The sequence below is a fragment of the Flavobacterium sp. genome (assembly GCF_040383245.1).
In the GTDB taxonomy this organism is placed as follows: Bacteria; Bacteroidota; Bacteroidia; order Flavobacteriales; family Flavobacteriaceae; genus Flavobacterium.
On the sequence record NZ_JBEIDX010000007.1, the window covers coordinates 41,416 to 54,877 of the forward strand.

Genomic DNA, 13,462 nt, shown 5'->3' on the forward strand with positions numbered 1-13,462 from the left:
TTTGTAAACTTAATTTAAAAAATATAACTACAAGATGTCACACAACATTAAACCGGGAGTTGCTACAGGAGATGAAGTTCAAGCTATTTTTGCTTATGCAAAACAAAAGGGATTCGCATTACCTGCAGTAAATGTAACAGGATCCAACACTATTAACGGAGTATTAGAAACAGCAGCAAAATTAAATGCTCCTGTAATTATTCAATTTTCTAATGGTGGTGCCCAATTTAATGCTGGTAAAGGCCTTTCAAATGCTGGTGAAAAAGCAGCTATTGCTGGTGGTATTGCTGGAGCAAAACACATCCATACTTTAGCAGAAGCTTATGGAGCTACTGTTATTTTACACACTGATCACTGTGCAAAAAAACTATTGCCTTGGATTGATGGTTTATTAGATGCCTCTGAAAAACATTTTGCAGAAACAGGAAAACCATTGTTCTCTTCACACATGATTGACTTATCAGAAGAGCCAATTGAAGAAAATATCGAAATTTGTAAAACCTATTTAGCTCGTATGAGTAAAATGGGAATGACTTTAGAAATAGAACTAGGAATTACTGGTGGTGAAGAAGATGGAGTAGATAACTCTGATGTAGATAGTTCAAAATTATACACACAACCATCTGAAGTATCTTATGCATATGAAGAATTATCTAAAATAAGCCCAAGATTTACAATCGCAGCTTCTTTTGGAAATGTACACGGTGTATACAAACCAGGTAATGTGAAATTAACTCCAAAAATCTTGAAAAATTCTCAAGATTATGTTCAAGAAAAATTTAATACAGGAGCAAATCCAGTTGACTTTGTTTTTCACGGAGGATCAGGTTCAACATTAGAAGAAATTAGAGAAGCAATTTCTTACGGAGTAATCAAAATGAATATCGACACCGATTTACAATTTGCTTTCACTGAAGGAATTCGTGACTATATGGTAAACAATATTGAGTATTTAAAATCTCAAATTGGAAATCCAGAAGGTGCAGATGTACCAAATAAAAAATATTACGATCCAAGAAAATGGGTTCGTGAAGGAGAAGTGACTTTCAACACAAGATTAGAGCAAGCATTTGCTGACTTAAACAACGTAAACACATTATAAAAATTACGGATTACGAATTACGAAATTTTCATAATTCATAATTTATAATTTATAATTCATAATTATAAACTATGGCTTGGTTTAAAAGAACAGAAAAAGGAATTACTACTGCAACAGAGGATAAAAAAGATGTGCCAAAAGGACTTTGGTATAAATCACCTACTGGAAAAATTGTAGATGCCGATGAATTAGAACGCAATCTTTGGGTTAGTCCAGAAGATGGTTTTCATGTTAGAAGAGGTAGTAAAGAATATTTTGAAATCTTATTTGACAATAATGAATTTAAAGAATTAGATGCCAAAATGACTTCGAAAGATCCACTTGGATTTGTGGATACCAAAAAATATTCAGACCGATTGAAAGATGTAATGGACAAAACCAAATTGAAAGATGCGGTAAGAACAGGCGTTGGAAAATCGAAAGGAAAAGAGCTTGTAGTTTGCTGTATGGATTTTGCTTTTATCGGTGGATCTATGGGAGCTGTAGTTGGAGAAAAAATTGCTCGTGGAATTGATTATTCTATCAAAAACAAAGTACCGTTTGTCATGATTTCTAAATCGGGAGGTGCTCGTATGATGGAAGCTGCTTATTCATTGATGCAATTAGCAAAAACTTCAGCAAAATTAGCGCAATTAGCTGAAGCTAAAATTCCATATATTTCTTTATGTACCGATCCTACAACAGGAGGAACTACTGCTTCTTATGCAATGCTTGGAGATATTAATATTTCTGAACCAGGTGCTTTAATTGGATTTGCAGGACCTCGTGTGGTTAGAGATACAACTGGAAAAGATTTACCTGAAGGTTTTCAAACTGCAGAGTTTGTATTAGAACATGGATTTTTAGATTTTATTGCTCCAAGAAAAGAGCTAAAAGACAAAATTAATTTATACATTGACTTGATATTAAATCAAGAAATTAGATAAGATTAACGTTGATTCAAATAAAAAAAACACAAAGCAATGCTTTGTGTTTTTTTATATCTAAATATTATTTAAATTAAATTACATTCCGCTACGAATAGCTTCAACTGGATCTAATTTAGAAGCAGAAATTGCAGGTAAGATTCCAGCAATTAGTCCAATTAAGATTGCTAATCCGGAACCTAACATAACATTAGAGAAGCTTAATACAAATTCAAAATCAAGCATTTTGGTTAATCCCATTGATATAAACCAAACTAATAAAATTCCGATTAAACCTCCAATTAAACACAAGATTACAGCTTCAAATAAGAATTGAAAAAGTATAAATCTATTTTTGGCTCCTAGTGATTTTTGAATGCCTATTAAATTAGTGCGTTCTTTAACTGATACAAACATAATATTGGCCACTCCAAATCCGCCTACAAGAAGTGAAAACCCAGCGATAATCCACCCACCTAAATTTAAATTAGCGATTATACCATCTAATAAATCAGTGAATCCTGATAATACATTGATGAAAAAATTATCTATTTCACCAGTTTTAACACCACGCAATGCTCTTAATTTTTGAGCTAATTCAGCTTTAAAAGCATCCATATCAATTCCTTTCACAGGTTTAATAACGATTACTGGAGTATAATAATTGGTGTTATCTCCATACAACCTACGCAAGAAATTTACAGGAATAAAAACCGAAGTGTCATTACTATCGCCAAACATTCCCTCACCTTGTTTTTTTAACACACCAATTACTGTAAATCGGCGTCCATATAAACGCACCTGTTTGCCAATAGGATCTGTATTTTCAAATAAACTATTAGCCAACTCATCTCCAATAACCACAACTGGGGTCCCTGAATTGGATTCCGATTCATTATAAAACCTACCATTTGAAAACTCCAAACCTTGAATATCAATAAATTCATGTGAAACCGGAACGACATTAACACTACTAACCGATTTGGTTTCGTATTTTATAGTTTCCATATTTACAAACAATTGATAACACATTTCTTGAGCATCTGGCATAGCCGATTTTAAATACTCATATTCGGTGTAAGTTACATCTGGAAATTGTTCCCTTTTCCATTTTGGAACAGAGGTTGGACCAAAAGATCCGCTGAATAAGTAAATGGTATTTTTATCTAAACTACTTAAATCTTTTTTGATTTTTCTGTCCAACGAATCTACCGCAGCAAGCACTGCAATAATTGAAAATATACCTATAGTAACGCCAAGTAGCGAAAGCAAAGTTCGCAACTTATTGTTTCTTAATGCATTCATTGCAAACCCAAAACTTTCTTTTAGTAAACGAAGGTATACAAGCATAGTAGCTAATTTTTCTTTATCAAATTTAGTTCATTAGTAATTAGAAAGTGGCATTTGTTACAAAAATAATAAGACTTATTTTTTTAATACAGCATTATTGAAACAGGTTCTTATTCTCATCATATATTGGACTTTCTATGTTCAAGAAATTCAATACACTATGAAAAACATGATATTGAGTAACCGATTTTACCGACTTAACCTTTTTTGATCCTTCTGAAGTCCAAACAATAAATGGAATTTCATACTGTTCCTTAGGCGCAATACTTAAAGGCAATCCGTGCATATACAAGTTTTTTTCACCTAATGATTCTCCATGATCTGAAACAAAAATCATTGAACTTTTATAGTCTTTCAATTCTTTTAAATCAGTAATGATTTTAGATAAAATATAATCGGTGTAAACAATGGTATTATCGTAAGCATTAATCAGTTCTTTTTGCGAACATTTCCCTAATTCAACGCTATTACAAACTGGTTTAAATGTTTCAAATTGTGGTGGATATTTCTTACTGTAAGTCGGGCCATGACTAGTACTTGCATGTAGGACAATTAATACTTTATTTTTTTTACTTGATTGAATTTGTTCTTTTAATCCAGTTAAAAGTAACTCATCATAATTACAGCCTTCTCCTTCACAATTTGGCGCTAAAAATGCCCTATCCTGAAAGTCTTTAATATGAACAGGCGGCTCACCCCAGTTATTAGTTCGCCATACCACCTCAACATTATTTCTAAATAAATAATTAGGTAGAATTTCATATAAATCACCCGAATCAGAATGCGATACAATTCCCTTCACTCCTGCTGTAGTATAGGTAGCGCAAGAAGTTGCATTTAAATGAACTACATTAGGTATTTTTGAAAGTAGTGGATTGGTATTTTTATCATATCCATATAAAGAGAAATTCTGACTTCTAGCCGATTCTCCAATTACTAACACTACAACCGATTTTTGATTGTCTTTAATCGTAGCATTTGGTAAAATAATTTCTTTCTGATTTTTCTGATATTGATGAGCATAAAAAAGCGAAATGTTAACAGAATAAGACCATGGCATTGCTAGCCCACCGAGTGTTTTAGAATTTTTATCTATCCAAAGCCAATTGCTAGCATTTGCAAATATTATAGTTAAAAGAAACAATAAAGTTAACGAAATAGTCTTTAAAAAATTCTTCCATGGAACGGCAATAATCTTCGCTTTTATTATAAATATACTAGGAACTATTCCGAAAAAAATTAGGTAAACAAATAGTTTCACCGATACAAAACTGCTTGATTCTTCAAATTTGGTGTTCAACACATTACCAATCATCGATTCATCTAGAATTACCCCATAAGTATTGACAAAATAGACCGAAATAGAATTAATAATGAAAAATAAGGTCAATAAAAATTTTCCAAAATAACTAGAAATTGAAAAAAACAAGTAGAACATAAAAGCATTCAAAACCAACATTAAGATAATCAAACTTATAATTATGGTAATGCCACTAAAACTTTGGTAATCTAGATTGTTAAAAACAAATTTGAAAAACGGAAAGTGAAAGAATAGAAAATTTAAAACACTCAGTATTGCAACAAAATGAGTGATTTTGATATTACTTTTTAATGTCTTTAATGTAAACATAGCTAATTTTAATAATTGAAATAATCAAACTAAGTAAGGTGATATAATAAATGAATAAATTTTCGTCATTTATTTTATTCAGGGTAACCACTGCACAAACAGACAACAGAATTATAAAAACGGGATAGTATTTCACCTGATTTACCCATTCCCAAATTTTATATTTTCGACTGATAAAAATACCAATAAGCCCCGAAATATATCCTATTATTGCTCCATTTATAGTGTCTAATGGATAATGTGCTCCAACACCCACTCTTGTAAACACCAGTAACAATCCAATAGAGATAATAAAAAAATGCCAAATGATTTTACTGCTTATTTTTTTAGGCATAAAAGCATATAACAAAACCGTTAGTACGGTAAAAAATGTGATGGAATGACCGGAAGGCAAACTACTGTGTCCTACTAATTTATTTCCGATAATTATAAAAGTATCCGGTTCAAAAACAGCAGCAGGTCTCGGAATTAAAAATAGTTTCTTTAACACACTTGATAGCAAAGCCGAAACTATGGAGGCAGACAATAAACTCTCCCATAATTTAGGAGCATACAAAATAAAAATAGAAAGCAACGACATAAAAATCATGGCGTCCCCTATTTGAGTTAGATTGTAAATAATTTGTGGAAATTGAGCGTAATTAGAATTAATAAAATAAAATAAATCCTTTTGAACTCCTATGTACCCCTCAACAGATATAGCATCTTGACTATATAAAAATAAAGCAATTGCAATTAATAAGAAAAATGGAATTACAAATAAAGAAAATTTGAGTTTAGAATAATTTGCAATTACATTCGAATTGATTCTGATACTAACTTCCGGATTTAATGCAATAAATTTACTAAACATAAAAAATAATTATAAACTCTTAAGGCACTTGATATGAATTGAAAAAATCTAATTTCTCCTTAGAAATTCTATATCAAAGTAGCGTTTAAATGTCAAATATATAAATATATTTACAATACTTCTTTATCAAAATTACATTGTCAATTAATTTGAACAATTGTTAAGTATTTTTTATAAAAAAATAAAAATGCAATTGCTTAATACCATGTAATAAACTACTTTTGCATGCTTAACAACACATCAAAATGAACACTACAAAAACCATTCAATCTGCTCTTATTTCGGTATTTGATAAAACCGGTTTAGAGCCAATTGTGAGACAACTTCACAAGCAAAACGCAACCATTTATTCAACCGGCGGAACCGAAGATTTTATAAAAAACCTTGGAATTCCTGTAGTTGCAGTAGAAGACGTTACTTCGTACCCTTCTATTTTAGGTGGTCGAGTTAAAACACTACATCCTAAAGTTTTTGGCGGAATCTTAAACCGTCAAGACAACCCAACCGATGTGGAGCAAATGAAGGAGTTTGATATTCCACAAATTGATTTGGTAATTGTAGATTTATACCCATTTGAAAAAACAGTTGCATCAGGCGCAAGCGAAGCGGATATAATTGAAAAAATTGATATCGGTGGAATTTCATTAATTCGTGCTGCTGCAAAAAACTTTAAGGACACTGTTATTGTTCCTTCAGTAGAAGAATACGAATTGTTTTTAGAGATGATTACGCAAGGTAACGGAGCAACAACTTTAGAACAAAGAAAATATTTGGCTACAAGAGCTTTTCATGTTTCGTCAAATTATGACACTGCTATTTTCAATTATTTCAATACTGAAGACACCTATTACAAAGAAAGTATTGCTAACGGTCAAGTGTTGCGTTATGGGGAAAATCCACATCAAAAAGGATTTTTCTTTGGAGACTTTGATGCTATGTTTACTAAACTACACGGAAAAGAATTGTCTTATAACAATTTATTAGACGTAGATGCAGCGGTGAATTTGATTGCTGAATTCAAAGAAAACGAGCCTACATTTGCTATATTAAAACACAATAACGCCTGTGGATTAGCAACTAGAAATAATATGAAAGAGGCTTATCTTGCTGCTTTAGCCTGCGATCCTACTTCTGCTTTTGGTGGAGTATTAATGGCGAATGGAAAAATTGATACTGCAACTGCTGCCGAAATAAATTCACTTTTTTGTGAAGTAGTAATCGCTCCAAGTTATGATGCTCAAGCAATCGAAATATTACAAGAAAAAAAGAATCGAATTATACTAACAATTAATGAAGTTCCTTTACCTGAAAGACAAGTAAGAACCTGCTTAAACGGCTTATTAGTTCAAGATAGAAACAACATAACTGACTCTAAGGAAGATTTAAAAATGGTTACTCAAGTTAGCCCTACTAATCAAGAAGTAGAAGATTTATTATTTGCTTCTAAAATTTGTAAAAACACGAAATCGAATACGATTGTATTTGCAAAAAACAATACATTAATCGCTTCAGGTACTGGACAAACCTCTCGAGTTGATGCATTAAAACAAGCAATTGAAAAAGCACATACTTTTGGATTTGAATTGAAAGGCGCTTCAATGGCAAGTGATGCCTTTTTCCCATTTCCTGACTGTGTAGAAATTGCGCATCAAGCTGGAATTACTGCCGTTATTCAACCAGGAGGATCAATTAAAGACGATTTGAGCATTAATTATTGCAATGAAAATAAGTTGGCAATGGTCTTTACAGGAACGCGTCATTTTAAGCATTAAAAAAAATAAAAAAAACTGATAAGAAATTAGAAAATTAATCGTTAATTTACGAAACAAAAATAATTTCAAATTTCATCAGTAAAATCATAAAATATTTGCTTTTGGATTTTCTAAATTAATGCGTTCAAGCAACATTTAATTTAGTATTTTTGTTAGCTAAAAAATTTTACGAACTAAACACCATCTATATAATTATGGGATTTTTTGATTTCATGACCGAGGATATTGCAATTGACCTTGGTACCGCAAATACGCTAATCATTCACAACGACAAAGTTGTAATTGATAGCCCATCTATCGTTGCAAGAGATAGAGTAACTGGAAAAATCATTGCTGTTGGTAAAGAAGCCAACATGATGCAAGGTAAAACCCATGAAAACATTAAAACTATCCGCCCATTAAAAGACGGTGTTATTGCTGATTTTGATGCTTCAGAAAAAATGATCAGCATGTTCATTAAAAGCATTCCTGCATTAAAGAAAAGAATGTTTACGCCTGCATTAAGAATGGTAGTATGTATTCCATCTGGAATTACTGAAGTAGAGATGCGTGCGGTAAAAGAATCTTGTGAGCGTGTAAACGGTAAAGAAGTATACTTAATTCACGAGCCAATGGCTGCAGCAATTGGAATTGGAATTGACATTATGCAACCTAAAGGAAATATGATTGTTGACATTGGTGGTGGTACTACCGAAATCGCAGTTATCGCTTTGGGTGGTATTGTATGTGATAAATCGGTTAAAATTGCTGGGGATGTTTTCACTAATGATATTATTTATTACATGCGTACCCAACACAATTTATTTGTTGGAGAAACCACTGCAGAAAAAATTAAAATCCAAGTTGGAGCTGCAACCGATTCATTAGATTCTCCTCCAGATGAAATGTCGGTTCAAGGTAGAGATTTACTTACGGGTAAACCAAAACAAGTTGAAGTATCCTACAGAGAAATTGCTAAAGCTTTAGACAAATCAATTCAAAGAATTGAAGATGCAGTTATGGAAACCCTATCACAAACTCCTCCAGAGTTAGCTGCCGATATTTACAATACGGGTATTTATTTAGCAGGTGGTGGATCAATGTTGCGTGGTTTAGATAAACGTATTTCATTAAAAACGGATTTACCTGTTTATATCGCAGAAGATCCATTAAAAGCCGTAGTTAGAGGAACTGGAATGGCGCTTAAAAACATACCTAAATTTAGAAGTATCCTAATAAAATAGTTTTTAGTAAACACCAAAATTTAAAACGTATTTCCAAATCACTGAATACTTAAAAGATGCAGCAAATATTTAATTTTGTATTTAAAAACAGCTATCGTATGCTGTTTTTGCTGCTTATGTTAATATCCTTATTACTAACGATTCAGTCTCATTCTTACCATAAAAGTAAAATAATTAGTTCTGCTAATTCATTTACGGGTGGAGTATACCAAATGACAAATAACATTGAAGGTTATTTTGATTTAAAAATTCAAAACGAAGAATTAGCTAAAGAAAATGCCCGTCTTAAAAGTTTGCTTTTCAATATTAAAGACAGCACAAAAGTTCCTTCAATAGATTCAATTAATGGTGTTAAGAAAATTGACATTATTATTGCTAAAGTAATTAAGAACTCTTACAGTTCTCAAGTTAATTTTTTAACTTTAGATTCAGGTTCAAAACAAGGGGTTCAACCAGAAATGGGAGTAATTAATAGCCTTGGAATTGTGGGTGTAATTGAAAATGTTTCACCAAAATACAGCACTGTATTAAGTATATTAAACACGGAATCTCCAATAAATGCTAAGATTAAAAAATCAAACCATATTGGATCTTTAACTTGGAACGGAAAAAATACGGGCTATGTACAATTGGTTGATGTGCCAAGACTGGCATCTGTTAAAAAGGGCGACACAATAGTAACCGGAGCGCAGTCTACAATATTTCCAGAAAATATAAATATTGGATCTATTGATAAAATTTACATTGATAATCAAACAAATTTCTACACCATAGATGTAAAATTATTTAATGACATGACCAGTTTAGGTCATGTTTATATTATCAAAAATAAGGACACACCAGAAATTACTAATTTAGAAAACAAATCTAAAAAAGATGAATAGTGCCATCCTATATAATATAGCTCGGTTCATTTTGCTGCTTGCAGCTCAAATACTTGTTTTCAATAATTTAAACTTTCTAGGGTTTATTAATCCATATCCTTACCTTTTATTTATTTTATTGTTTCCAGTTAATGGAAATAAATACGCCTTACTTGGCGCTAGTTTTTTATTGGGAATTATAATGGATTTATTCTGCAATTCAGGTGGAGTTCATACTGCAGCATGTGTTTTACTTGCTTATTTTAGACCTTCACTTTTTAAATTCTCATTCGGTTTAAGTTATGAATACCAAACAGTACGAATCAATGATGTACTTACGCCAGAACGATTTTCATTCATACTTCTCGGAGTTGTAATACATCACATTACCTTGTTTGTATTAGAGATTTTTACACTTAGCTATTTTTGGAATATCATTCTTCGAACAATAGTTAGCACCATTTTCACCACACTTATTTGTATTTTTATTATTTACTTAATAAAGCCAAGTAAACGATGAGAAAAGCTTTACTTCCTACCCTAATAATTGTAACAGCCGGCTTGTTGATTATTCGGCTTTTCTATTTGCAAATTATTGATGATACATTTAAATTGAAATCAGAAAATAATGCAATCAAAATCAAATATGAATATCCCGAAAGAGGTTATGTATATGATCGATATGGACGATTATTAATCGCTAATCAACCTTCATATGACATCATGGTAATACCAAAAGATGTTAATGAAAAGGAATTAAATATCAAGAAATTTTGTGCCTTGTTAGAGATTACTGAAGATTTTTATAAAGAAAAAATGAGAAAAGCAAAGGTGTTTAGCCCAATGCTTCCCTCGGTATTTTTATCCCAATTAAACAAATTGGAATTTGCTGCTTTTCAAGAAAAAATTAGAAGATTTAGCGGTTTCTATATCCAAAAAAGATCACTTAGAGACTACCAAGTATCATATGGTGCAAATGTATTTGGATTTATCACTCAGGTAAATGAAAACATCGTAAAGAAAAATCCATACTATATTGGAGGTGATTTAATTGGTAGACAAGGAATTGAAGAAAGTTACGAAACCTATCTGAGAGGCCAAAAAGGAGTTAAATACATTTTAAAAGATAAATTCAATAGAGAAATCGCTTCCTACAAAGAAGGAAAATACGACACGGTTGCTAAACAAGGTGATGACATTACATTAACCATTGACGGTGAACTTCAAAAATATGGCGAGGAATTAATGGTAAATAAATGGGGAGGGATTGTTGCAATTGAACCAAAAACTGGAGAAATTCTTGCCTTAGTAAGTGCACCAGATTATAATCCTGCGCTGCTAGTAGGCAGAAAAAGATCTAAAAACTATACCTTACTTCATAACGATTCTATTGCAAAACCATTATACGATAGAGGATTATTGGCTGAATATCCTCCAGGTTCTCCTTTTAAAATTCTGACTGCACTAGTTGCGCTTCAAGAGGGAGTAATTGACCAAAATACTTCTTTTAACTGTAACCATGGATTTAGTTATGCCAGAGGACGATTTATGCGTTGCCATTGTACAGGTGGCGCAAAAAGATTAAACGATGGTATTTATCAATCGTGTAATACTTATTTTTCAAGTATCTACATGAAAACAATAAATAAATACAACAGCCCTTCCTATGCTGTAGATGTTTGGAGTAATCACTTAAAAAGTTTTGGATTAGGTGATTTCATGGGTTATGATTTGCCTATTGGTAAACGAGGAAAAATTCCAACATCCAAGACCTATAAAAGATTATATCCAGGATGGCATTGGGATAGTAAAACAATTGTTTCCAATGCAATTGGTCAAGGAGAGGTATTAATGACGCCAATACAACTAGCCAATTTAATGGCAGCAGTTGCTAATAGAGGTTATTATTATACCCCTCATATTGTGAAAAAAATTAAAGGCGAACTCTTAGATAAAAAATTCCGAACTAAACATGTTACTTCAATAAATCGAAAACATTTTGAACCCGTAATTGAAGGAATGAATGCAGTTTATGGACCGGGCGGAACTGCTTCGGGGCTAGGTTTAGATGGAATTGAAATTTGTGGAAAAACGGGTACAGCCGAAAATTATTTAAAAGTAAACGGGAAGCGGGTGAAACTTCAGGATCACTCTATTTTCGTTGCCTTTGCACCAAAAGTAAATCCAAAAATTGCTATAGCAGTATTTGTAGAAAACGGTTATTGGGGTAAACGATGGGCAGGACCTATTACTTCTTTAATGATTGAAAAATATTTAAGAAAGAAAATTACCAAAGTTGATTTTGAAAAACGAATGTTAGAAGGAAGTTTGAAAGATCAATACAATAAATTATATCCGCAGAAACATCAAGATAGTTTATCTATAATGAATTCTAAAATTAAAGATAGCATTGCTAAATTTAAAAATGGAGACGATTCAAAAGAAGAAAAAAAAGATTCCAATAAGGAGGAACACTAATGAAAAATCAGAGTATTACAAACCACATCGATTGGATTAGCGTAGCACTATTTATTACCTTGGTATTAATGGGTTGGCTAAATATTTACTCTTCTTCATTATCTGCAGTTACTGGAGATTCAACTATTTTTGATCTTTCTCAGTTTTACGGAAAACAACTTTTATATATTGCCTTAACCTTCCCACTTGTTTTAATTATACTTTTTGTTGAAGGTAAATTTTATGAAAAATATTCCTCAATTATCTATACCATTTCGGTGCTTTCTATTGCAGGTTTATATGTATTTGGAAAATCGGTTAAAGGTCAGGCCAACTGGTATTCATTTGGATCTTTTGGTTTACAACCGTCAGAATTTGCTAAAGCAGCTACGGCATTGGCTTTGGCTAAATACTTATCGGATGTTCAAGTGAATTTAAAACTTGTAAAAGACCAAATTGTAGCATTGGCTATAGTATTTTTTCCAATGGTATTAATTGCCGGGCATGACCCAGGAAGTGCTTTAATCTACATTGTTTTCTTAGTAGTATTATTTAGAGAAGGCTTACCAGGATGGTATTTATTTAGTGGATTTGCAGCTATTTTATTATTCATTTTAATGCTAATTACTAATAATCCATATATCGTTATTGGAATAGCAACGATCGCCTTAGTAATCAATTATTTAAGAAGTAGACTTATAGAACGAAACATCATAGCCAGTGGAATTATGCTTGTTTTAGTAGCAATTTTCTCTTTTTCGGTGAGCTTTGTTTTTAATAATGTTTTTAAACAACATCATCGAGATCGTTTCAATATTCTGCTAGGAAAGCAAGTTGATATGAAAGGAATTGGATACAACATTCACCAATCGGAAATTGCAATTGGATCGGGTGGTTGGTTTGGAAAAGGATATCTCGAAGGAACTCAAACCAAAGGAGGTTTTGTTCCAGAGCAGCATACCGATTATATTTTCACCACCGTTGGTGAAGAATGGGGATTTTTTGGATCGGTCATTGTAATCGGATTATTTGTTACCTTGGTTTTACGAGTAATCTATTTAGCCGAAAGGCAAAAAACAAAATTCAGTAGAATTTATGGCTATAGTGTAGCCGGAATTTTATTCATTCACTTCTTTGTAAATATCGCCATGGTTGTGGGTATTTTCCCAACTATTGGTATTCCGCTTCCTTTCTTTTCCTATGGAGGATCCGGGCTTTGGGGCTTTACCATATTGTTGTTCATTTTCTTAAAAATGGACGCCAATAAAGTAAACGAATGGTAGCTAAAAGTTAATTTAAACTTTTTG

The 13,462-nt window shown here is 32.1% G+C and carries 11 protein-coding genes; 8 read left to right on the forward strand and 3 right to left on the reverse strand.

The genetic code is table 11. From position 1 onward, the window contains the following. The first annotated feature begins 34 nt into the window (after positions 1-34). Positions 35-1,102: a class II fructose-bisphosphate aldolase gene (fbaA, locus tag ABWO08_RS04685; RefSeq protein WP_353083899.1), complete on the forward strand. Its 1,068-nt coding sequence runs from the start codon at positions 35-37 to the stop codon at positions 1,100-1,102. Between the two features lie 71 nt (positions 1,103-1,173). Further along, on the forward strand, positions 1,174-2,028 hold the full coding sequence (gene accD, locus ABWO08_RS04690) for an acetyl-CoA carboxylase, carboxyltransferase subunit beta (protein ID WP_353083900.1): 855 nt from the start codon (positions 1,174-1,176) through the stop codon (positions 2,026-2,028). A 78-nt stretch (positions 2,029-2,106) separates the two neighbouring features. Here accD and ABWO08_RS04695 read toward each other — a convergent pair whose 3' ends face one another. From ABWO08_RS04695 to ABWO08_RS04705, 3 genes are all read right to left on the reverse strand, one after another. Next, positions 2,107-3,357, reverse strand: coding sequence for an ABC transporter permease (locus ABWO08_RS04695; protein ID WP_353083901.1), 1,251 nt, complete (start codon positions 3,355-3,357; stop codon positions 2,107-2,109). A 94-nt stretch (positions 3,358-3,451) separates the two neighbouring features. Beyond that, positions 3,452-4,987 carry a phosphoethanolamine--lipid A transferase EptA gene (eptA, locus tag ABWO08_RS04700; protein ID WP_353083902.1) on the reverse strand — a complete coding sequence of 512 codons (1,536 nt, stop codon included), beginning with the start codon at positions 4,985-4,987 and terminating at the stop codon, positions 3,452-3,454. Continuing rightward, positions 4,959-5,840, reverse strand: a complete 882-nt coding sequence (locus ABWO08_RS04705) for a phosphatase PAP2 family protein (RefSeq protein WP_353083903.1) — start codon at positions 5,838-5,840, stop codon at positions 4,959-4,961. Before ABWO08_RS04705 ends, eptA begins: the two co-directional genes overlap by 29 nt. A 245-nt stretch (positions 5,841-6,085) precedes the next feature. On the opposite strand from ABWO08_RS04705, the gene purH reads away from it, so the two are divergent. The 6 genes from purH (at position 6,086) to rodA (ending at position 13,438) form a co-directional block, all read left to right on the forward strand. Beyond that, a complete protein-coding gene (gene purH / locus ABWO08_RS04710; RefSeq protein WP_353083904.1) occupies positions 6,086-7,612 on the forward strand; it encodes a bifunctional phosphoribosylaminoimidazolecarboxamide formyltransferase/IMP cyclohydrolase in 1,527 nt (508 codons plus the stop codon). A 194-nt stretch (positions 7,613-7,806) separates the two neighbouring features. Further along, positions 7,807-8,835, forward strand: coding sequence for a rod shape-determining protein (locus ABWO08_RS04715; RefSeq protein ID WP_353083950.1), 1,029 nt, complete (start codon positions 7,807-7,809; stop codon positions 8,833-8,835). Between the two features lie 56 nt (positions 8,836-8,891). Further along, entirely contained in the window at positions 8,892-9,719 is an 828-nt protein-coding gene (gene mreC, locus ABWO08_RS04720) for a rod shape-determining protein MreC (protein WP_353083905.1), read from the forward strand. Continuing rightward, positions 9,712-10,218, forward strand: coding sequence for a rod shape-determining protein MreD (locus tag ABWO08_RS04725; RefSeq protein WP_353083906.1), 507 nt, complete (start codon positions 9,712-9,714; stop codon positions 10,216-10,218). Before mreC ends, ABWO08_RS04725 begins: the two co-directional genes overlap by 8 nt. Continuing rightward, positions 10,215-12,176: a penicillin-binding protein 2 gene (gene mrdA / locus ABWO08_RS04730; RefSeq protein ID WP_353083907.1), complete on the forward strand. Its 1,962-nt coding sequence runs from the start codon at positions 10,215-10,217 to the stop codon at positions 12,174-12,176. Before ABWO08_RS04725 ends, mrdA begins: the two co-directional genes overlap by 4 nt. After that, positions 12,176-13,438 (forward strand): rod shape-determining protein RodA, encoded by a 1,263-nt coding sequence (gene rodA / locus ABWO08_RS04735; RefSeq protein ID WP_353083908.1) that lies wholly within the window; start codon positions 12,176-12,178, stop codon positions 13,436-13,438. The genes mrdA and rodA overlap by 1 nt, the downstream gene beginning before the upstream one ends. Positions 13,439-13,462: the final 24 nt, after the last annotated feature.

Excerpts from the sequence above, each read along its gene's own strand:
- fbaA (WP_353083899.1), top strand. The coding sequence starts at position 35 with ATGTCACACAACATTAAACCGGGAGTTGCTACAGGAGATGAAGTTCAA.
- accD (WP_353083900.1), top strand. The coding sequence starts at position 1,174 with ATGGCTTGGTTTAAAAGAACAGAAAAAGGAATTACTACTGCAACAGAG.
- ABWO08_RS04695 (WP_353083901.1), bottom strand. The coding sequence starts at position 3,357 with ATGCTTGTATACCTTCGTTTACTAAAAGAAAGTTTTGGGTTTGCAATG.
- eptA (WP_353083902.1), bottom strand. The coding sequence starts at position 4,987 with ATGTTTACATTAAAGACATTAAAAAGTAATATCAAAATCACTCATTTT.
- ABWO08_RS04705 (WP_353083903.1), bottom strand. The coding sequence starts at position 5,840 with ATGTTTAGTAAATTTATTGCATTAAATCCGGAAGTTAGTATCAGAATC.
- purH (WP_353083904.1), top strand. The coding sequence starts at position 6,086 with ATGAACACTACAAAAACCATTCAATCTGCTCTTATTTCGGTATTTGAT.
- ABWO08_RS04715 (WP_353083950.1), top strand. The coding sequence starts at position 7,807 with ATGGGATTTTTTGATTTCATGACCGAGGATATTGCAATTGACCTTGGT.
- mreC (WP_353083905.1), top strand. The coding sequence starts at position 8,892 with ATGCAGCAAATATTTAATTTTGTATTTAAAAACAGCTATCGTATGCTG.
- ABWO08_RS04725 (WP_353083906.1), top strand. The coding sequence starts at position 9,712 with ATGAATAGTGCCATCCTATATAATATAGCTCGGTTCATTTTGCTGCTT.
- mrdA (WP_353083907.1), top strand. The coding sequence starts at position 10,215 with ATGAGAAAAGCTTTACTTCCTACCCTAATAATTGTAACAGCCGGCTTG.
- rodA (WP_353083908.1), top strand. The coding sequence starts at position 12,176 with ATGAAAAATCAGAGTATTACAAACCACATCGATTGGATTAGCGTAGCA.